General features: G+C 62.9%; 16 protein-coding genes. 7 read left to right on the forward strand and 9 right to left on the reverse strand.

Annotated features, from left to right (window positions below; genetic code table 11):
• Positions 1 to 44: 44 nt before the first annotated feature.
• The 5 genes from JO015_07465 to JO015_07485 all read right to left on the reverse strand — a co-directional run bounded on the left by JO015_07465 (position 45) and on the right by JO015_07485 (position 6,485).
• The gene (locus JO015_07465) at positions 45 to 485 is read right to left on the reverse strand and encodes a hypothetical protein (GenBank protein MBV9998937.1); all 441 of its coding nucleotides are present in this window, start codon (positions 483 to 485) and stop codon (positions 45 to 47) included.
• 130 nt (positions 486 to 615) lie between these two features.
• On the reverse strand, positions 616 to 2,301 hold the full coding sequence (locus JO015_07470; GenBank protein ID MBV9998938.1) for a Dyp-type peroxidase: 1,686 nt from the start codon (positions 2,299 to 2,301) through the stop codon (positions 616 to 618).
• A 39-nt stretch (positions 2,302 to 2,340) separates the two neighbouring features.
• Positions 2,341 to 3,576, reverse strand: a complete 1,236-nt coding sequence (locus JO015_07475) for a hypothetical protein (protein ID MBV9998939.1) — start codon at positions 3,574 to 3,576, stop codon at positions 2,341 to 2,343.
• Positions 3,577 to 3,658: 82 nt separating this feature from the next.
• Positions 3,659 to 4,147, reverse strand: coding sequence for a hypothetical protein (locus JO015_07480; GenBank protein ID MBV9998940.1), 489 nt, complete (start codon positions 4,145 to 4,147; stop codon positions 3,659 to 3,661).
• 424 nt (positions 4,148 to 4,571) lie between these two features.
• Positions 4,572 to 6,485: a ParB/RepB/Spo0J family partition protein gene (locus JO015_07485; protein ID MBV9998941.1), complete on the reverse strand. Its 1,914-nt coding sequence runs from the start codon at positions 6,483 to 6,485 to the stop codon at positions 4,572 to 4,574.
• Between the two features lie 274 nt (positions 6,486 to 6,759).
• Here JO015_07485 and JO015_07490 point away from each other — a divergent pair, with 274 nt between their 5' ends.
• Both JO015_07490 and JO015_07495 read left to right on the forward strand, forming a co-directional pair.
• Positions 6,760 to 7,245, forward strand: a complete 486-nt coding sequence (locus tag JO015_07490; GenBank protein ID MBV9998942.1) for a Spy/CpxP family protein refolding chaperone — start codon at positions 6,760 to 6,762, stop codon at positions 7,243 to 7,245.
• A gap of 179 nt (positions 7,246 to 7,424) precedes the next feature.
• The gene (locus tag JO015_07495; GenBank protein ID MBV9998943.1) at positions 7,425 to 8,039 is read left to right on the forward strand and encodes an outer membrane beta-barrel protein; all 615 of its coding nucleotides are present in this window, start codon (positions 7,425 to 7,427) and stop codon (positions 8,037 to 8,039) included.
• Between the two features lie 589 nt (positions 8,040 to 8,628).
• On the opposite strand, the gene JO015_07500 is transcribed toward JO015_07495, so the two are convergent.
• Positions 8,629 to 8,982, reverse strand: a complete 354-nt coding sequence (locus tag JO015_07500; GenBank protein ID MBV9998944.1) for a hypothetical protein — start codon at positions 8,980 to 8,982, stop codon at positions 8,629 to 8,631.
• A 254-nt stretch (positions 8,983 to 9,236) separates the two neighbouring features.
• Between JO015_07500 and JO015_07505 the strand changes: the two genes are divergently transcribed.
• Together JO015_07505 and JO015_07510 are read left to right on the forward strand one after the other, a co-directional pair.
• Positions 9,237 to 10,196, forward strand: a complete 960-nt coding sequence (locus JO015_07505; GenBank protein ID MBV9998945.1) for a ring-cleaving dioxygenase — start codon at positions 9,237 to 9,239, stop codon at positions 10,194 to 10,196.
• Positions 10,193 to 10,822, forward strand: a complete 630-nt coding sequence (locus JO015_07510) for an alpha/beta hydrolase (GenBank protein ID MBV9998946.1) — start codon at positions 10,193 to 10,195, stop codon at positions 10,820 to 10,822. Before JO015_07505 ends, JO015_07510 begins: the two co-directional genes overlap by 4 nt.
• A 126-nt stretch (positions 10,823 to 10,948) precedes the next feature.
• Here the strand turns inward: JO015_07510 and JO015_07515 are convergent, their stop codons facing one another.
• Positions 10,949 to 13,282 carry an FUSC family protein gene (locus JO015_07515; protein MBV9998947.1) on the reverse strand — a complete coding sequence of 778 codons (2,334 nt, stop codon included), beginning with the start codon at positions 13,280 to 13,282 and terminating at the stop codon, positions 10,949 to 10,951.
• 172 nt (positions 13,283 to 13,454) lie between these two features.
• On the opposite strand from JO015_07515, the gene JO015_07520 reads away from it, so the two are divergent.
• Both JO015_07520 and JO015_07525 read left to right on the forward strand, forming a co-directional pair.
• The gene (locus tag JO015_07520) at positions 13,455 to 14,267 is read left to right on the forward strand and encodes a hypothetical protein (protein ID MBV9998948.1); all 813 of its coding nucleotides are present in this window, start codon (positions 13,455 to 13,457) and stop codon (positions 14,265 to 14,267) included.
• Between the two features lie 126 nt (positions 14,268 to 14,393).
• The gene (locus JO015_07525; protein ID MBV9998949.1) at positions 14,394 to 15,512 is read left to right on the forward strand and encodes a sulfite oxidase; all 1,119 of its coding nucleotides are present in this window, start codon (positions 14,394 to 14,396) and stop codon (positions 15,510 to 15,512) included.
• A 34-nt stretch (positions 15,513 to 15,546) separates the two neighbouring features.
• On the opposite strand, the gene JO015_07530 is transcribed toward JO015_07525, so the two are convergent.
• Positions 15,547 to 16,311: a haloacid dehalogenase type II gene (locus JO015_07530; GenBank protein ID MBV9998950.1), complete on the reverse strand. Its 765-nt coding sequence runs from the start codon at positions 16,309 to 16,311 to the stop codon at positions 15,547 to 15,549.
• Between the two features lie 175 nt (positions 16,312 to 16,486).
• Here JO015_07530 and JO015_07535 point away from each other — a divergent pair, with 175 nt between their 5' ends.
• Positions 16,487 to 17,296 (forward strand): SAM-dependent chlorinase/fluorinase, encoded by an 810-nt coding sequence (locus tag JO015_07535; protein ID MBV9998951.1) that lies wholly within the window; start codon positions 16,487 to 16,489, stop codon positions 17,294 to 17,296.
• A 63-nt stretch (positions 17,297 to 17,359) separates the two neighbouring features.
• On the opposite strand, the gene JO015_07540 is transcribed toward JO015_07535, so the two are convergent.
• Positions 17,360 to 18,709, reverse strand: coding sequence for an extracellular solute-binding protein (locus JO015_07540; GenBank protein MBV9998952.1), 1,350 nt, complete (start codon positions 18,707 to 18,709; stop codon positions 17,360 to 17,362).
• Positions 18,710 to 18,806: the final 97 nt, after the last annotated feature.

An 18,806-nucleotide genomic window follows, 5' to 3' on the forward strand; every position in this document is an offset into this window, starting at 1 on the left:
CCATCCGGCCCGTGACCCTTGGAAGGGACCTCATCGGTTGGGCCTCATCGGTTCCGCACCGTCAGCTCGGCGCTCAGGGCCTTGGCAGATCCGCCCCGGGCCGGGGCTTCCAGGTGGTAAACGCCGGAGCGCAAGTTGACGGCCAGCGTCTTGGTCTGACCGGGCGGCAACGGGGCGTGCAATTCCCGCTGCAGGCCAGGCCCGGAGACCTTGAAACCGCGGGTTTCGGTGCCTGCATTGGTAACGGCAAAGGTGACTTCCCCCGCGGTTACATTCGCGGGCGCCTCCAGACGTTCCTGGAGGAGCCGGACAGTGACGTTGCGTTCGGACGTTGCCTGCTGGACCCGGGCGGGCGTGCTCTTCAGTCCCGGATGAGCCGATTTGGCCGCCTCCTCCGCCGCAGTTCCGAGGGGTTGGTCCGCGCGTCCGGATGTCGCCAACAGCAGTAACAGCGCGCCGGCGGCGCGCAAGCACGTTCTACTCATGTCAAAGAGGACGAATCTGCGGGCCGTCCTGGATCTATTCCCGTTTGCACGTCGGTTGAGCCGGTCGTTGCCCCGCAGAGCCGGCCGGAAAATGGACCCATGATGGAGGGACGGGAGTGACCGTGCCCGGTCAGACGGCCAGGACGCCTTTCAACGCTGCGATGGACGGCGCGAAAAAATAAGCCCCGCCGGTGGGAACGACCCACGGTTGAGGCAAGGTCAGGGAGGCGCGCGTCCCGCCGTCGCCGGTAATTTCGAACGTACGACTGCCATCGCCGGCCGTTTGGCCGATGATCGGGTCATGCCCGCCGCCTTCCGGTTGCAACGGATCATTGCACCAATTTTGCTGGATGAGTTCAAAGGAACTATCCGGTTGGGCCGTGTAGGCAAGGAAGAGCAGGCCCCGATCCACGCCGTCACTGGTCTCGCCGGCTGCAACGGGCAGGGCCGGACCGTACGGCAGGCCTCGCCGCAGCAGCCGGCGTTTGAGCGACGAACCGCTTTCCGTGCTCACGTCGCGCGGATTCACCTTGCGGATGTGCCCGCCGTGCGGGCAGAACAGCCCTACCGGATCGGCGGGGCTGCCGGCCACGGTCTCGCCGTCGGCGCTCACCGCGGCGGTCGCCTTTGCAAAAAAGAAATGGTTGTTTGCCAGGTCGTCGTCTCCAAGCGGCGGGTCGTCGGTTTTCGGTGCCCGGGCCAACGGCGCGCCACTCGCCCAGCGCCCGACGAGTTTCGCCGCGAAACGCGCCTCGTCCATGTCGGCAAAGGCAGGGTTGCCGCGCACGAGCCCGGTGCCCTCACGGACGAACCGGCGGAAGGCGGCCACGTCTTGCCGCAACCGGCGGAAGACGAGGTAGGATCCGTTCCGTGTCCAGTCCGGGGTAAGGGGCAGCGCGGGGAGGGGCATGAGCGGCTTCCGGCTATCCTGCCGCTGGTAGCCGAGCACGAATTCGCCCGGCCAGACCAGCACCTGTCCCGGCTTGCCTACGAAGGGGGCCTGCGGATCGTTCGGATTGAGGAGCCGGGGAGTCAGGTAATCGTCTGCAGCTTCCGAGACGCGCCCGCGCACGCCCGGCTGGGAAATGCCGTCCTTGAAGCCGAAGTGTTCGTGCCCTTTATCCGGCAGGACGGCGCCTCGGTCCAGGTGCATCAAGCGCAGTCCTGTTGCGCCGAGCGGTTCGCCGGGCGCAGGCATGGCGGCCAGGCCCAGCAGACGGCATGCCTCCGGGCCAACGCTGTCCACGCGGTCGCCCGCGACGATGAACAACACGTCAGGCACGCTCCCCTCTGCGCCCACCACCCAGCCGGCCGGGTCAACCGTATCGCCCAGCAGGGCGGTGCGCGCCGGCATCCCGACGCGGAACGCCGCACCCTCAAGAAACTCCGCGGCACTCGGCGTCAGCTTGACGAGCCCCGGGTGGGAAAAGGCCAGGTTAGCCCAGGTGGTGACGAGGTTCGGCGCTTCGACCCCGCGCCGGTCGCGCATTTGGCGAAAGAGCCGGTTAAAGGCCAGCACCTCGGAGGCGGTGGCGATCTCGTTCGCAACGGCCGCGAGCCATGCCTTCGTCGCCGCCGCGTCGGCAATACTGCAAAAAAGCAGGAGCTGGTAGTCTTTGTTGAAACCCGGCACGATGTTGCCCTGGATTTCGTTAACCGCGAGCACGTCTTCCGCGACGGGGGAGGCGGCTTCCGGTCCGGCCACCCCCGGGCCGTGCGCGCCGGGCAACTCAAAGAGGGCCGCTTTTTCTACCTGCGTTTCCGGGGGTAGAAACCGCACGGTGGGCGATGCGGCGGACTGGTCAGGGATTCCCATGGACGTTCTGCCGTTAACTACAAAAGCGCGCGCCGCCTTTCAATCCGCGTGCACGCCCGCCGCGTCCGCCCGCGAGAATCCGCCGCCGGTGCGCGAGGGCAGGACCGGACGGGGGGCAAGGTCGCCGGCAACCCCGACCGGCGCCGGAGCGGCCGGCGACTCACCGCAGGCGTAGCGCCGTTTCCGGCTCTGGCCTTGGCGGCAACCGGTCGCGACGAGCTTCATTTGAATCTTCTTGGCGATCTGGCCTCCAAAACGGATGTGCGCGCCGGCGATCTGGATGTCGTCGACCGTCATCTGCTGCCCGTCCGGGCCCATCGTCCCGGCAGGCACCTCGTACACGGCGCGGACCACATAGTCGTCGTGACCGCGCACAACCCGCCAGAACTCGTTACCGGTGGGCACGCGCGTGTTGCCCGGCCCAGGCTTCGTCCAGCCTGCGGTGTCCAGGCGGTGTATGTACAAACCCACAGGGTTGCGCAGCGTCAGCGAATAACCCTGCGCGGCGAGCATGTTAACTACCTGCCCGATGTGCGGATCGCTGGCCCGGGTGGCCGTACCGAAGCCCGAGCAACCAATTAAGTCCTGCTCGTCAGCGATCGGCGTGCCGTCCGGGTAATGGCGCAACACGGTCGCTTGCGCGGCCAGGTTGATCTCGGCCCCGAGCGTGTTGGATCTTTGCGTGAGGTGTACGATCCCATCCTTGGTGTTCCATCGATTGACGGGGTTGTACTTGCCGTCCGTCAGCAGATCCGCGAGTTGCACCTGCGGACCGACCAGCGTCCGATAAAGCTGCAGAAGTTCGTCACGCTCGCCCGCGCCCGGTTCGCGCTTCGGTCCGGTATAATCGCTGGGGTAACCGTCTGCGAGCGCCTCCCAGTATTCGGGCGGCTCGCAGGTAAACGTCACCCGGACGATGCGGTTCCGCGCGTCGCGTTCAGTGTGCCATTCGAGGTATTCGTCCTGGACGCGGACCCGGTTGGCCGGCCCTTCCGCCGCCTGCCACGCCGCCGTGGTGCCGTCACCGAATTGTTCCTCGATGCTCTTGGGGAACCCCTGCCACGTGATCGTGCCGTCCGCTTCCGAAATAGACGGATCATCCGTGCTCTCGCGCCCGGGATTATAGAACTGGCTACGGTCGGCACCTTCAACGCCGCCGGTATCTTTGATGTTGGCGTCGAACCAGTAGGAAATGGTCTCGTCCCACGCACGGCGTTGCGCGTCGTTGAAATCGGCCAGGTTAGCCGGTGGATCGAAACGGGAAATGGTGGACATAAGTTAGGAAGATTTTGCGCGGAACGCCCGGGTTCTCGGCGGTCGCTGCAGATTCAGCCCTGCGTTGGTGAGTTAATCTGAGTTAATCAGGATTTCCCGTCCTGGGACTTCCTCCCTTTCTATTGACAGGACGCGCACCTGCGCAAGGCGATTTGCGTCTGTCAGCCTGCCCGTCAGGCCCATGGCAGCCTGCGTCCCTTTGCAGCGTCGCAAGGAAAGGGCGACCTGCCGCCTCGAGCCGGCTCTCGAGGCGGCGCGTGCAATCGCAGTCGCAACAAGCCCACGGTTCCCGGCCGTTCAAATCCCGGCAATTGCGGCGGGCGTGTGCGTCCTTGACGCTGAGGAATTCAAAGTAACGTTCCCAGTAAGGGCGTTCCTCTGCGAGCGGCGTCGCGCAGAAGCAGACCTCGACCCATCGCGCGGCGCCGTCCTCGCCGAGGCGGGCCTGCTGCATATCATGCAGGTATTCATCGCCCGCCACGGAACCCCGTCCTAACGTACCGCCGGCAATGGCCTGCAACAGGGCCTGTTCACAGCCGGGTTTAACTCTGGCCTTTACCAAATAGCGCATTTGTTGAATGGGGCCTCCGGCCCGGCATGTTCCGATGGGGACCGCATTACGCCGCCCTTCATTATTGGCATTTTTCCGCGTTTGGCATTTGCGGCACTCCCTCTGATGCCGGCAGCCGGGCCAAGGATGCTGCTCCGAACCCCGAACCCCGAACTCAAATCGGGTTAGGATTCGGACCCGGGCTGGGGGCGGGAGACGGGGAGGGTACGGGGCCCGGGGGCACGGGTCTGGGCGGAAGCGGCTCATCGGAGCCGGGTGTCGGGGAAGGAGAGCCGGGGGCCGATGCGCCTGAGGCAAATGCAGGGGGATAGTATCCGGAAGCTGTCGTTTTCATTTCTTTAGCGCCGAATTCGGACGTCAAATGCGTTCGATCGATCAGACGTTCGGAACAGCGGCAATGGCCGGACGTGTTCAGGGCCTTTGCTCAGGGACGTAATGGCCGAAGAGGTTCGGGCAGCCAGCGGGCGGAGGCGAGCCGCCGTTCAGCCTCCACGAGCAGATCTTTCTTGCTGAGCTTCCTAAGCTCCGCCCCGCCGGCGGCACCACCGGCCTCCGCCAAGGCCGCGAGGATCTGGTGTTTGGTCAACCGGCTCAGGAAGCCGGCCGCGGCCGGCTTCCACCAACCCGTCATGTCGAGGCCGACGGCATGCGCGAGGCGGTCAGCCGCGGCAAGCCGGGCCCGGTCTGTGCCCACGTGCGCCGGACGCACCGCGTCGACGGTCTGGGCGGCGCAAAATGCGAGCAGTTCGAGGATAACGGACTGCTCTTGCGCCACCAGCCAGTCCCATAACTTTTCGGGCGTCTCAGGCAGGCGTGACCGCCAGCGGGCCTGTTGCTCCCGCAGGGCAATTCCGGCGGGGCTTTCCTCGACGGCTTTGCCATGACGATCCAACCGGTCCGGCGCTTTGGCGGGACGGATGGTAAGGGCACTGGGCAGGCCGTCAGACGGCCTGCCGTAGCAGAATTCCAGCGCAAGGCGGTGGGCAACGGCGGCCAGCGCCACGTCGGGGCGCCCGGCCAGGGTCACACGAAGCGCGGCCGTCCGGTGGACGGTAAGTTCTTCAACCAGCGCGCCCGGCAGACCGGCCTGAGCGCCGGTGTTGGTGTTGGTGTCGTGGCTCTTATTATCGTCGTCGTGGTTGTCTGCCGGCGGTTCGGCGGTTGCAGCCTCGGCCGCCCGCTTATCTTCGGTGCGGACCAGGCCGCGGTAGACGAAAGGTTCACCGTTCCGAAGCGCAACGATCGCGCCGGCCGAAGCCTTTACCTCCGCGCGGTAACCCTCGTTTCGCCCGCTCAACTGATCGAGGCGGGTCGCGATCTCGGATAATCGCGCTTTAACGGCCTGCGGGTAATCGTCCGTCCAGGCGTAGCCTTCCCGGAGTTGCTCCCGCTCAGCCTCGAGCGCCTCGATCCGGGCATTGACTTCCGGGGGCAGGACCGTCGCGACCGGGTAAAGGCGCTCGAAAGTTGCGAGCCGGGATGCATCAAAGCGGCTGTAAACCTCGACCCATTTCCAGCCTTCGGCACGGACGGCCTCACCGAGAACCTCCAGTTTGTCGGCCACCAACCGGTCGAGCAGTGCAGGGTCTGTCAGGTAACCCTCATGTTCGGGCTGGAACAGGTCGCGTTCGATGTGTCCCCCGGCCGCGGTGTAGGTCTCGATTCCGATAAAGCGAATCCGGCTGTCGGTGGTCGCGTCCACCTTGCTTTTGGTAAGGGCGGCGCGCAACGCCTGCGGTTCCCGCCAGGCGGACCCGGATGGCGCGGAATTCCAGACCCGCTCCTGGGCGGCGTGATCGTCGGTAATGGCCAGGGCCATGAGTTGTTCGAGGGTGATGTCATCGGACCGGTACAGCGCCAGCAGAGCCGGCGAGACGTTAGCGAGCCGCAGCCGCTGCCGAACGACCGCCGGGGTTACGCCAAAACGGGCGGCGATTTCATCAATCCCGGCGCCGCGGTCGACCAAGGCGCGAAAGGCTTCGAACTGGTCCGCCGGGTGCATCGCTTCGCGGATAACGTTTTCCGCAAGGCTCGTTTCGGTGACCGCGCCCGATTCGACCACGCGGCAGGGGACAAGGAAAGTCTTGGGAATGGCTTTTTCCTTCGCGAGCTTGACGAGTGCGGCGTAGCGCCGTCCGCCCGCGATAACCTGAAAGGTTTGGCTGCCGTTCTTGCCCGGCCCAACCTGTTCGGCGACGACCAGGTTGTGCAACAAACCGTGCGCACGAATGGACGCGGAGAGCTCTTCAAGGGATTGGCCGCCGGTCTTGCGCACGTTAAAGGGGGAGGGGACCAACTTATTGAGCGGGATGTGGACGATCTCGGAAGGAGCGGTCATGGAAGCGGCCCAGAATGTAAGGCCAACCCTCCGCTTGGCAATGCGCAAGGGCGGATGGGCCCGCCGAATCGAAAATAACAGTGCCGCAATTCTGATCCGCGCGGAACCGGGTGCGCCAAGCCATTGCCAAACAATCCATTGCGGCGTTAGGACCCGGGCCTCGCAGGTGGATCCCGGCCGGCCGGGTCGGGCTGCGCCGCCTACTATTGGCAGAACCTTACTGTTAATAACAGGCTGTAACCCGGCGGATCGAAATAGCGTCTAAGGGAGATATATGAATTTAAGATATCTTCTTCTGCCAGTTATTGCCGTTGGCCTGGGCGGCTCGCTTCGGGCGCAAGCCCCCGATGACTCCCCTTCGAGTTCCGCTTCGCCCGGCGTTGAGGAACGTGGAGGCGGCTGGCATCACCATCATGAGCGCTGGTTGTTCAGGGAATTGCAACTAACCGCTCCGCAGCGCCAGCAGCTCAAGGCATATAGATCAAATAACCGGGCGGCGTTCCGAAACGCCCTCTTGTCCTACCTTCAGGCGAAAGCATCTCTGCAGAGCGCAATCAATCAAAACAACACGGCTAACCTTGCCGGCCTGGCTTCAAACGTAGCCACCGCGCAGGCCCAGTTGATTCAGCTGCGCGCCCAAGCGGAGGAATATATTGTTAGCAACGTCTTGACATCCAACCAAAAGAACGTCTGGGACCAGATCCAGGCGAAAAGGGCCAGCCGTTTGCAGGACCGCATCAGCAAGCTGCAAGCAGAATAAACCGGAAAATCAAACCGATTGCCGATTTGTTCTGAATTGTTTTCCCCTGAACCGAAGCGGCCGGCCGGGGCGTCACCCCGGCCGGCGGGCCGGCGCGATGGTGGCCGAGGCGCGACAAAAAAATATTTGAAACGGACTTGAAAATCGGACGTCATTCTCGTCAGTAAGAAATCGTCTGTATGATAAAAGTACCACCGTTTGTTGTAGCGATTCTGGTTGCGAGCGCCGCAGTAGCCTTCGCAGGGGGATCGGAAGAAATTTCAAAGAACGTCGTCGCACCCGCGCCGCCTCCGGTGAGCCTTTACAGGAGCAATGAGTGGCAATTCGACATCTTTGGCGCTTATGCCCCTTCCGGTCCCGATAGCGGCCGGTACCTCGGGGACCACGCCTGGGGCGGCGGGAGCGCGGTCAATTATTTCTTCACCCGGAATTTCGGCTTGAGCCTGGGCGGCGACGTTCTCGATGGAACCGGGCGGCGCAGCGGTGACGTGAGTGGCGACTTTGGCCTGAATTTTCTGGCGCGTTTACCCATCGGCAATACTCCGTTGGCTCCCTACGCGTACGGCGGCGTCGGCGGCTTTGTCACCGGATCCGACCATAACCGATTGTTTTATGGTTATGGATTCAGGCACGGCAACAATGACGATATCTTCTTCAAGGGACAGGTTGGGCTCGGCCTTGAGTACCGTTTCTCCAGCCACATCGGTGCGTTTACCGACGGCGGATATAACTTCGTGGACGCCAGCCACGCCGATTACGGGTTAGTTCGTGCCGGCATTCGCTTCGCGTTCTAATCTGACTGTGGAAAACACACCCGCATTCTTCTGGTGTTAGGTATCGTGCACGGGCAGGGCGGCGCTCCATGGCCGCCTCGCCTCCAGCTGACTTCATTCCCGCGAGGAACGGCGGGCACAGCGGGTTTGGCGGGCACAACGACTGAGTTCACACGGCGAACACGGCGAGCCACGGCGACCACGGTGGGAAGAGGAATGCCTGCAGTGAGGGCGGCTGGTCAGGCACGCCGAGAATCTACGCCGTCTTTGCCCCGGAGCGGCGAGCGTACTCGGCATTGAAGCTCCAGACTACCGCCGCTCCGGGGCAAAGACGGCGTAATCCTTGCGGGGAGCCGAATTCGGGGCCGAACGTCGGGTGCTGGGTAATTTTGCCTTCCCGCCGTGGTCGCCGTGGTTCGCCGTGTGAACTCAGTCGTTGTGCCCGCCCGATCGCTGCGGCCGCCGTGTGTCCCTAATCTGTGTAATCTGCGTAATCTATGGAGGTTTCCTCTTTTCTGCGTTGTCTGCGTGTTCTGCGGATTGATCTGTCCTCCCGCCGTCATCACAGGAGGCCCATGATTGGTAAAGTTTGAAAATCGCGCGTACGCGTTCAACCTGCCAGATCTTCAGCCCGGGAGAGCGCTTTGAGCATCGCCTGTTGGGCCGTGTGGCGCTGTTCGGCTTTGGAATCGTCGAGCAGCGCCGTCTGAAAACGCCGAACCGCTTTACAGAGGTCCCGCAAAGCCCGGTTTCGATCCTCCAAAGCTTCTTTGAGGTTAATTTCGAGGATCTGCCCTTCGCGCTCGAAGGTTTTTCGAGCCGGCTGGGGCAGGTCTCTGCGTCCATGTTCGGCGAGGACCGCCCGCAAACGCTGTAACGCATCCCATGCCCGGAGACGAGACTGGCGGGAAGCTTCCAAACGCTCCAGGAGTTCCTGAAAATCCTTGACGCTGACCGGCGGCATGCGCGTTAGAATAATTGGATAAGCGTTCGCATGAACACCTGGATGCGGATGCCTCCCTCGTAGGGTTCGGCATTCGAGGTTCGGTCACACGACGGTGACCAACGCAGAAAACCTTTCCTTAATCTCGTTGCGGTTAGCCGGGCGGCCGGTAACGTTCGGCTTATCATAAGCCTGCTGACCCGCGTAACCGGCTTCCGGCGAGATTTGCCGCAGCCCTGAAACCAGCCGGGCAGCCCTTCACCGCGTCAACCCGTATGAGCCTGTCAATCCACGGACTTCATCACGTCACGGCGATCGCATCGGATCCCCAGCGCAACCTTGATTTCTACGTCGGGCTGCTGGGGTTGCGGCTCGTCAAGCGTACGGTCAACTTCGATGACCCGGGCACCTACCACTTCTACTTCGGTGATGCGCGCGGTACGCCCGGCACCATCCTGACCTTTTTTCCGTGGCCGGACGCGCGGCCCGGGATTCGCGGTGCCGGTGAGATTGACGCTATCGCCTTTGCCATCGGACCGGAATCGGCCGGTTACTGGTTGGAGCGGCTTAAGGCCCACGGGGTTGGGGCCGAACGGGGGCCGCGGCGTTTTGGCGAGGAAATGATTCGTTTCAGCGATCCCGATGGGTTGTCGATCGAACTGATTGCCGCTCCCCTCGAAGCGGGAACCGAGCCCTGGCCCGGCAGCACAGTCCCGGTGGAACATTCGATCCGCGGGTTCCGTGGCGCTTCTGCCGCGCTGGGTAATTGCGAGCGCACGGCGAATTTGCTTACCGAGGTTTTCGGTTACCGGGCCGTCGAGGAAGCGGACGGCCGTTTCCGGTTCGCTGCGCCCGGCGAAGCTGGTCCCGGCAAAACCCTGGATCTGATCCGGATGCCGGATCGCGCTCCGGGCCGGGCCGGGGCCGGTTCGGTGCACCACATTGCCTTTCGCACCCCGGATGATGAGCGGCAGCGCGCCTGCCGTGAGTTCCTGGTCAAGTCGGGTTACCACCTCAGCCCTGTGATGGACCGCAGCTATTTTCACTCGATCTACTTCCGTGAACCGGGCGGGGTGCTCTTTGAGATCGCGACCGATCCGCCGGGTTTCACCACTGACGAGCTTCCGGAAGAGCTCGGTCTTAACCTGCGCCTGCCGCCGAGGCTGGAACGGATGCGCCCGCAAATCGAGGCGATGCTGCCGCCCGTCACGCTTCCTGAAGGAACCACCGGATGAGCTCGCCCCCCGATTTTATCCACCGATTCGTGCCGGGCCATTCAGACCGCACCCTTCTGCTGCTGCACGGCACGGGCGGGAATGAACATGATCTTATCCCGCTCGGGCGTGCCCTGGATCCCGCCGCCAACTTGCTTAGTCCCCGGGGCAAGGTGCTGGAAAACGGCATGCCGCGGTTTTTTCGCCGGCTGGCCGAAGGAATCTTCGACCTGCAGGACCTAACCAAGCGCGCGCACGAACTGGGGGATTTTGCGGCTGCCGCCGCACGGCATTACGGTTTTGATCCGCATAAAGTTGTTGCGGTGGGGTATTCCAACGGCGCCAACGTGGCTGCCGCCCTGCTGTTGCTGCGGCCGGAGACGTTCCGGGCGGCGGTCCTGTTTCGACCCATGGTGCCGCTCGAGCCGGAAACGCGGCCCGACCTTGCCGGTGTGCAGGTACGCATTGCCGCCGGCGATCATGATTCGATCGTGCCGGTAGCCGAAACGCAGCGCCTGGCGACCTTGTTGCGTGGCGCAGGTGCGGAGGTGGCGGTGTGCTTCGCCAGCGCCGGCCATGGTTTGACTCCGGCCGAAATCGACGCGGCCGCCCGCTGGCTCAAGGACCTTGGAGCAACTGCCGCTTGACGCTCCCCACGGCTAAAGCCGGGAGAGGCTCGCCGTTACCCGCTACCCGTTACCCGTTACCCGTTACTCGTTACCCGTTACTCGTTACTCGTTACTCGTTACTCGTTACTCGTTACTCGTTACTCGTTACTCGTTACTGAGTTCCGCTGGCGGCATTTTTGGCATTTTCCCCGGCGACGTTGGCCGGGGCTTCGCTTCTGAGCGCAGCAGGCGGTGCACCACTTCGCGTGCACCCAAGGCCAGATCGCTGATGTGGTGCAGGTGATAAAAGAGCCACGCAACGGTATCGCCCGTTTTCAGCTTCCGGCCGACGGCGCTGGCCGTGTCCGGGGATGCCTGGGGCGCGGTTGTTCCCACCAACTCCTCCAGTTGATCGGTGAGCTCTGAAAGTTCCCGCAGCCGTTTCGACTTGGTTCCCGTTTCCAGGCTGACCGCAAGACCTACCAGGGCATCGGCCAGGGTCCTGACCAGCCTGAGCAGCAGTTCGGTCGCGTAGCCGGACTGAAGCCGGATCGGCTCACGCGCCGGGTAATCGGAGATCGCCGCCACCGCGAGCAGGATTTGCCGGCAGTAGTTGACGGCCGTCAGCGCTGATTCCACGTCGCCGCGCTGGCGTGACGGTTCGGCCAGGAGTCGCTCGGAGGCCGTCGCCGCATTTGATACGGCGACGGCGGCGTCTTGCCGGAACTCGGACATCGGCCTTTTCTGTTTGCCATGCACAAGGTCGCCGAACGCCCGGAGAAATGCCGCTTCCGCCCGGAAAGCGGCGGCAACCTGAACCGGAAACCGGCTGATTTCCAAAGCCGGAAATAACAGGTAACCGCACAGAAGGGCCAGCAAACTTCCGATCATCGTGTGGAAGATGCGTAAAAAACTGTCGGTGGCCGTGCCAGGATGGGCCAGGTCAAGCATCAGCATGACCAGCGGGGTGAGCGCCATCGCGAACAAGCCGTAATTGCGATTCCGCAACGTAAAGGTGGCACCGGCCAGGAGCGCCACCCCCAGCACCAGGAGCCACGAGTCGCTGCAGAAAGAGATCAGCAACGCGGCCACCAGCGCGCCCAGCACCGTCCCGGTGACCCTTTGTACAGACCGCCGCAGGGTCCCGCCGAAGTTAGGCTTCAACACCAGGACGACCGTCATAGGAATCCAATACCCCCTGGAGATATGGACGGCGGAGGCCAGCAGCGCGCCCAGGGTGGTGGCGGCACCGAGTCGCAGGGCGTGACGGAAGCTGCTGGAGCGAAAGGAGAGGCTGTTTCGAATTTCCGCGATCGGGTTAAACGTTCGCGGCCGCGGCCCGAACCTTGCCTCGGGCGGCTCACGGTGGGTCGGCTGTCCGGACTTCAATTCGGAGGCGATTTCGGCCAGGACGACGAACTGTTCGACGAGGTGCTTGATGGTCCGCGCCAGTTCCTTGCGCTGGAATGAGTCGGGTGAGCCGTGGTCAGCCTTGGCATTCAGACCGGCTTCGATCGCCTCGAAGTGCCCCTGAACACCGGACGGATCCACCGTTTTACCGTGCACGGCAATGGCTTCCGAGATTTCGCGTCCAAGCTCCGATACGGCCTGGGTCAGGCCCTCGAGGCGGGGCCGAAACTCCGTGAACCAGGATTCTCTGCCGACCAGGTTAACCATTTCGCGGAAGGCAACGAGCGTCCTGCCGAGATCGTCGAGTTGTTCGATCAGGAGGAGCAGTTGCATGCTCCGGGTGGTCGGCCCGGCGCGACGCGACCGGAGCGCGCCCCAGATGTTCCGGGAACGCTCCAGGCTGGTCATGAGGCCGTCATAAGCGGTGGCAAACTGGAAGTTGATTGCCGGCCGCTCAACCGTGGCTGCCCCGAGCCAGAAGGCGTCGGCGAAACTCGCCAGCTTGGCGCAGCTGATCGCAAGCGCCTGGAAGATGGGCGAATAAGCACGCAACGGCCAGAGCGCCAGGCAAAGCAGGAGCGCCCAGCCCATGCCGATCAGGCAGGCGATAAACCGGCTCCAGTATTCACCGGGTGCGATCAGCGCCACGGACGTGATGACAATGGTTGAACTCACCAGACCCGCCTGGGCGGCGGCACTTCCGGCGACCCCGATCAGGGCGGCCAAAAAGACCCAGATGAACGTGCCGGCTACGTAACCCGTCGTGGACCAAGTCATCCAGATCGCAAAGAAGTAAGCGACAATGAGTGTAACGGCGGACCCCACCAGACCCGCGGCTTTCTGGCGGTAAGCGCCCCCCAGGTCGCACGACAGGATCCAGAGGACGGCGAAGCCGGCCAGGATTCCCCAGGCCAGGTGACCGGTCATCAAACCGAGGGCGACCGGCGTGGAAATGCCGATCGCCGCACGAAGGCCCTCCGTCCACGCATAAGCGTTCAGGTTGGATTCGGAGTGCAACGACAGGAACGTTTGCCAGGCGCGTTGCAATCTGTGGGCGGGCGTGACCGGGTGCATCGAAGGGACATCCACAGATTACACAGATTAGCGCAGATTAAAGTCACACGGTCACACGGTCACACGGCGGGCACAGCGGAAGAAAGCGGGCACGGCGGACCACGGCGAACACGGCGGAAAGAGAAGGGAGGTCGCGCGCCCGGGCTGCAATTTGTGGCATTTCTCCGGGCGTGGCATTTATCCGGGCATGTTCTACCTATCCAGTCACGATTTCCCGCGAAGCGCACCGGAGCTGGAGTCTTCCTTGCTCGAATCCTTGCGGACGATTTTCGCCTTTTCTCCGGGTGAAATCAGGCCGGTGCGGGTCGCAGGCGGAAACCTTGCCGCGGTGGATAAAATCCGGATCGACCTGAGTGGGGCAACGGTCATCGACGCCCGCCGGCCTCCGCCCAGGCCCGTGGGCATAGGGCAGGCGGAGCCGGGCGTACATGCGGCACAATTGGAAATCCTCGGCCATCCCGTCCACGTTCAGGGTGCAGGCATGCACCTTGACCTGAACGCCGGCGACGTTCTTTTCAATTACGATCGGGATCGTGAAGGCCGTCCGCTGCTTTTGCTCGCGGCGGCTGAAGCCGGTCGCATGACCATCGAAATCAGCCGTGACGACCTGGAGACGTTGCTGCTGGCCGAGGCGAAGGCAGCGGCCGCGAAGCAGGGCGTTGCCGTCGAGAAAGCCGCCCTCGACCTCGTGCCGATCGACCAGCGCTCGGTGGCGATCGTCGCGCGGGTAACGGCAAAAAAGCTCTTTGCCCGCGCAACCGTCGAGGTAAGGGGACAACTCAGGATCGACGACGAGTTAAATGCAAAGCTTTTGGCCCTGTCCTGCGAAGGCGAGGGCATCGTGGGAAGTCTTGCGGGGAGTCTGATCCGTCCCTACCTCGAACGCTTCAACAACGCAGAACTGCCGCTGGCCGCCGTTTCGCTCGGGACCGTTCGCCTGCACAACCTGTGCATCGAGGCCGGGCCCTCGTTGCGATTGCAGGCGGCATTCGGCCGGTAGATGCGGGCCTTGGTTCCCGCCGCGGTGGCCCATTACGCCGTGCGCGCCACCTCGGAAACGCCCGTCCGGCCGTCAAGGCGCGATCAACAGGGGAGGCGCGGATGCACGCGTCTGACCAAGGCTAAAATGAGCTTCGAACCCGGCCAGGTTTCACCCTCGCCCGCTCCGGAAACCGGCGCTGCCGCTGCCTCCGCCGGTCTCATCGTGAGGGAAGAGGAGCCGCTGAACCTGGAAATGCGCTTTTCAAGCCTCGACGGATTCATCACCCCGGCAGACCGGTTTTACGTGCGGTGCCATTTCTCGATCCCGAAGGTCGAGGCGGCGGCTTGGCGCCTGCGAGTGGAAGGGGAGGTGAGCCAGTCACTGGAGCTTAGCCTGGCGGAACTGGAATCGATGCCGGCCCGCACCGTCGTCGCGACCCTGGAGTGCGCCGGCAACGGCCGTGCGCACCTTGAATCCCGCCATGAGGGCACCCAATGGGAGTCCGGGGCGATCGGCAACGCCGAGTGGCAGGGTGTCCCCTTGTCGGAGGTTCTCAGCCGGGCCGGGTTGAATGCCGGTGTGGCGGAGGTAATCCTCGAGGGAGCCGACCAAGGTTACCCCGAGAAGCCGGTGCGTCCGGGCGATCCTATCCGTTTTGCCCGCAGTGTTCCCCTGGACAAGGCGCTCCGGGACGTGCTGCTCGCTTTCCGGATGAACGGGCAACCGTTGAGCAGGGCTCATGGATTCCCGGTGCGAGCGATCGTTCCGGGATGGTTCGGCATGGCTTCCGTCAAGTGGCTCAGGCGGGTCATCGCCTCCGCGGAACCGTTCCACGGTTATTTTCAGACCATTGAGTATGCGGCTTGGCGGACGCGCCCGGACGGCCAAAAAACGCTGGTACCGCTCGCGGAGCAGGCCCTTAAGGCAGCCGTCGCGCGTCCGGTTTCGGGAGAAGTGATACCGGCCGGCCGGGATTACCTCGTCCATGGAGCGGCGTGGAGCGGCTCAGAGCCGGTCACCCGTGTCGAGCTGAGTTCTGATGGCGGCGCAAACTGGCAGGAGGCACGTTTGCTGGGGCAACCATGCGAGCACGCGTGGCTTCTATGGGAATTCAGGTGGCGCACGCCGGCCGTTCCCGGTCCCGTGACCCTGATCGCACGCGCGCAGGACGCGGCCGGCCGGGTGCAACCGGAGGAACGGGACCACGACCTTGGCAGTTACGCCGTTCACCACCGCTTGCCGGTCAAGGTCGAGCTACGATAGGATGGCGCCGCACGGTCAACCGGATGAATGCTGGTCATCTTTTGACGAAGGTCACCAAATCCGTCAGGCTGCCGCCCGTTCCATCAAGAACGATCCCCAATTCCTCCACGGGGAGGTTCAGGCGATTCACCCAGAACGTCGGGTAACCGAATCCTTTGGCTCCCGCCGCATCCCATCCCCCAAACGCCGCGAACAGAATTTCCTCACGCGCCAGACCAAATGCGTCCGTGCCCATCTGATAGGCGCGGGAGTCCGGTTTGTAAGCTTGAACGGCGTCGGTGCTCAGGCGGTGCTCAAACAATTCCTCAAAGCCGGCGTTTTTGATCACAGCATCCAGCATGGCCCGGGTCATATTTGACAAGAAGGCCAGCCGCAGGTCTGCCTCCCGTAACGACCGAAGCGCGGGAGCGGCGTCCGGGTAGGCTTGGATCTCCAGATAAGCACCCATCAGTGCTTGCCGGTGTTCCGTGCTCAGATCGACTTTGACCAGTTTCGCCGCGAAGATCAGCGCCTGTTCAGTCACCTGCCAGAAATCCGTGTAGCGCCCGTACAGGGTCCGTAACCAAGTGTACTCAAACTGGCGGGTGCGCCAAGCGTTGCCCAGCGCGGTCCCTTGAGCCGGAAAGAGCGTTGCGGCCAGCGCGAAGACGGGCCGAGGGTCAAAGATCGTGAAAGCGTCAAAGGCGATGGCCTTGATGCTCCGGTTCCCTGCCGCACGCGCCAGAGCGCTGACGCTCACAACACCGGCGGCAAAGCGTCCTGCTGTAAGTTGTAGAAATTGTCGTCGCCTCAGGGGCATAGACTCTCCTCTCAGCGTTTAAGGGCCAATCGGCAGAATCACGTTCGTTTACGGTGTTGTCCATCCGGAAGTCGAGCCCGGGGCCGGTCGCCGCTGATCGGTTCGGCCAGCAAAAACGCCTGCTTTGAAGCGCCCGTCCATCCGTGAGAATGCGATCACCGTAGAATCCAGACCGATGCCGATTATTACGATCCTCACTGATTTTGGCAGCGAAGACTACTTCGTCGGGGCGATGAAAGGGGTCATGCTCGCCCGCAACCCGCACGCCGTCCTCGTCGACGTCACTCACGGTATCCCTCCCCAGGATATCCGCGCGGGAGCCTTCACCCTGGCTGCCTCCTATCCCTATTTCCCGTCCGGGTCAATTCACCTGGCGGTAGTGGATCCGGGGGTAGGTTCCGATCGCCGGCCCCTGGTCATCGAAGCCGGAGGGCACCGGTTTGCCGGACCGGACAATGGCCTTTTTTCTCTCGTCCTGGACCACGACCCGGCCGCGCGCGTCCGGCACGCGACGAATTCAGAATTTTTCCTCGCAGCCCGAAGTTCGACCTTCCACGGTCGCGACATCTTCGCACCGGTCTGCGCCGCCTTGTCGCTCGGCGTCGCTCCGGAGCGGTTTGGCCCGATCGTGACTGATCCCGTCCGGTTTCGGTTTACGCAGGTTGAAGTCGCACCGAACGGAGCGATGCTCGGCGCGATTCTCCACGTCGATCACTTCGGAAATTGCGTCACCAATCTGACCTGGGATCTGGTCCGGGAAAAAGCAAGCGGCCGGTCCGTGCGCCTCCAGGTCAGGGAAGTCGTGATCGAACGACTCCTGACCTATTACGGTGAGGCGTCCGAGCGGCCGCTTGAACCTTTCCTGATCGTCGGCAGTGCAGGGTTTCTGGAGATTTCGCTCTGCTGCTCATCCGCCGCCCGCCAACTGAACATCGGGGCCGGAGAACCGGTCCGGCTGACCGTGGGAAATGGGTCGCCGGCTTAATCCGGCGGGTATCAAGCTTCACCCGGCACCCAGCACCCGACACCCGACACCCGACACTCCAATTCACTGCGCTTTATTCTGCTGCCAGGAGGACTCGATCGCCTTCGCGGCCTTCTCGGGCGTGGTGCGCCCATCGGCCAGATCCGCGCTTGTATCGTTAAACACCCGGCCGGTGTCGGGGCCCAGCAGTTGATCAATCGCGATCTCGATCCACTGCGACTGGTTGATTTGCTCGGCAATCCCCTTAAGGAACGGGTCCTGGATCGCCTCCGCCGTCCCTTTAACGGCCGGAATGAAAATCCCGGCGGCGGCTAGTTTGTCCTGGGTGTCCTTGCCCAACCAGACCTTCATGAAATCCACCGTCTCTTTCGGGGCCTGCTTGGTGACCAGATAGCCGTCCAGGCTTGCAAAAATGTCGTTGGCTTTTCCTTTGCCGCCCTTGACTTCGGGGAAGAAAAACCAGCCCAGCTTCTCGTTGGGCAACCCCTTTTTATCCGCCGAAGCGGCCCGGCCTTGGGTCAAGTCCCAGACGCCCATCAGGTGGAACGCGGCTTTGCCGTCATGGAAGGTGCCGGCTGCTTCGTCATAAGTGTTGGCCAAATAGCCTTTCTGGAAGGGTTGAAGGGCCGCGAACTCCCGGAAAAGCTGAAACGCTTTCACCACGTCAGGGTTGGCGAACCCGCCGTTCTTATCCTCATACACCGCCTGCATGCCGTCCTTTCCGAGAATGCGCATCATCAGCAGGGCGGTGTAAAAATGCAGGGGCCATTCATCCTTGCCGCCCGCCGCCACCGGGGTAACCCCGGCTGCCTGGCACTTTTTCACCGCGTCAACGAAGTCGTCCCAATACTGGATTTTAGTCGGGTCAACCCCGGCTTTCTGGCAGAGATCCTTGTTATACCAGAAGACCATCGGTGCCAGATCGGCGGGCAGACCGTACATTTTGCCGTTCACTGTGAAGTTCTGAACTCCGGCAGGATAGAATGTATCCTTAAACCCGCCTTCGCTGACCGCTTTGGTTATATCCTGGCAAATTCCCGAATTGATCTGTTCGTACATTACGCCGCCCCCCCAGCTATGAAACAAGCTGGGCCGATCCTTGGACTGGAGCAGGGTAGGCAGCTTGGCCTTGAACGCTTCGTTTTCCAGGTAGTCGAATTGGACTTTGACGCCGGGGTGAGCGCTCTCGTACTGCTGGGCTGCCCCTTTCCAGATTTCCAGAGTTTTGGGGTTGGATTGAAGGTGCAGGATCTTGATGACGGTTTCAGCCCAACCGGTCGACGACAGCGTTCCGAGAACGGCACAGAACAGAAAAGGCTTGATGTTCATTTTCATGATCATGAAGGGGGAAAACAGCCGCGCGTTGCGTGGCTGCAGGGAGCCTAACTTATAGAAATCGCGGATCAGATGCATAGTGGACGCCCGGCGAAGAAGAGCCCGTCTCGCGCCTCGGGTTCTTGAAAACCGGCAATTCACCACAAGGCTTGACGCGGCCGAGCCTTGCCGATCG

Source organism: Verrucomicrobiota bacterium (assembly GCA_019247695.1).
GTDB lineage: Bacteria > Verrucomicrobiota > Verrucomicrobiia > Chthoniobacterales > JAFAMB01 > JAFBAP01.

Coding starts and splice junctions, on each gene's coding strand:
- JO015_07525 (MBV9998949.1), top strand. CDS start 14,394: ATGAGCTTCGAACCCGGCCAGGTTTCACCCTCGCCCGCTCCGGAAACC.
- JO015_07490 (MBV9998942.1), top strand. CDS start 6,760: ATGAATTTAAGATATCTTCTTCTGCCAGTTATTGCCGTTGGCCTGGGC.
- JO015_07510 (MBV9998946.1), top strand. CDS start 10,193: ATGAGCTCGCCCCCCGATTTTATCCACCGATTCGTGCCGGGCCATTCA.
- JO015_07485 (MBV9998941.1), bottom strand. CDS start 6,485: ATGACCGCTCCTTCCGAGATCGTCCACATCCCGCTCAATAAGTTGGTC.
- JO015_07475 (MBV9998939.1), bottom strand. CDS start 3,576: ATGTCCACCATTTCCCGTTTCGATCCACCGGCTAACCTGGCCGATTTC.
- JO015_07505 (MBV9998945.1), top strand. CDS start 9,237: ATGAGCCTGTCAATCCACGGACTTCATCACGTCACGGCGATCGCATCG.
- JO015_07500 (MBV9998944.1), bottom strand. CDS start 8,982: ATGCCGCCGGTCAGCGTCAAGGATTTTCAGGAACTCCTGGAGCGTTTG.
- JO015_07520 (MBV9998948.1), top strand. CDS start 13,455: ATGTTCTACCTATCCAGTCACGATTTCCCGCGAAGCGCACCGGAGCTG.
- JO015_07470 (MBV9998938.1), bottom strand. CDS start 2,301: ATGGGAATCCCTGACCAGTCCGCCGCATCGCCCACCGTGCGGTTTCTA.
- JO015_07540 (MBV9998952.1), bottom strand. CDS start 18,709: ATGCATCTGATCCGCGATTTCTATAAGTTAGGCTCCCTGCAGCCACGC.
- JO015_07495 (MBV9998943.1), top strand. CDS start 7,425: ATGATAAAAGTACCACCGTTTGTTGTAGCGATTCTGGTTGCGAGCGCC.
- JO015_07535 (MBV9998951.1), top strand. CDS start 16,487: ATGCCGATTATTACGATCCTCACTGATTTTGGCAGCGAAGACTACTTC.
- JO015_07465 (MBV9998937.1), bottom strand. CDS start 485: ATGAGTAGAACGTGCTTGCGCGCCGCCGGCGCGCTGTTACTGCTGTTG.
- JO015_07480 (MBV9998940.1), bottom strand. CDS start 4,147: ATGCGCTATTTGGTAAAGGCCAGAGTTAAACCCGGCTGTGAACAGGCC.
- JO015_07530 (MBV9998950.1), bottom strand. CDS start 16,311: ATGCCCCTGAGGCGACGACAATTTCTACAACTTACAGCAGGACGCTTT.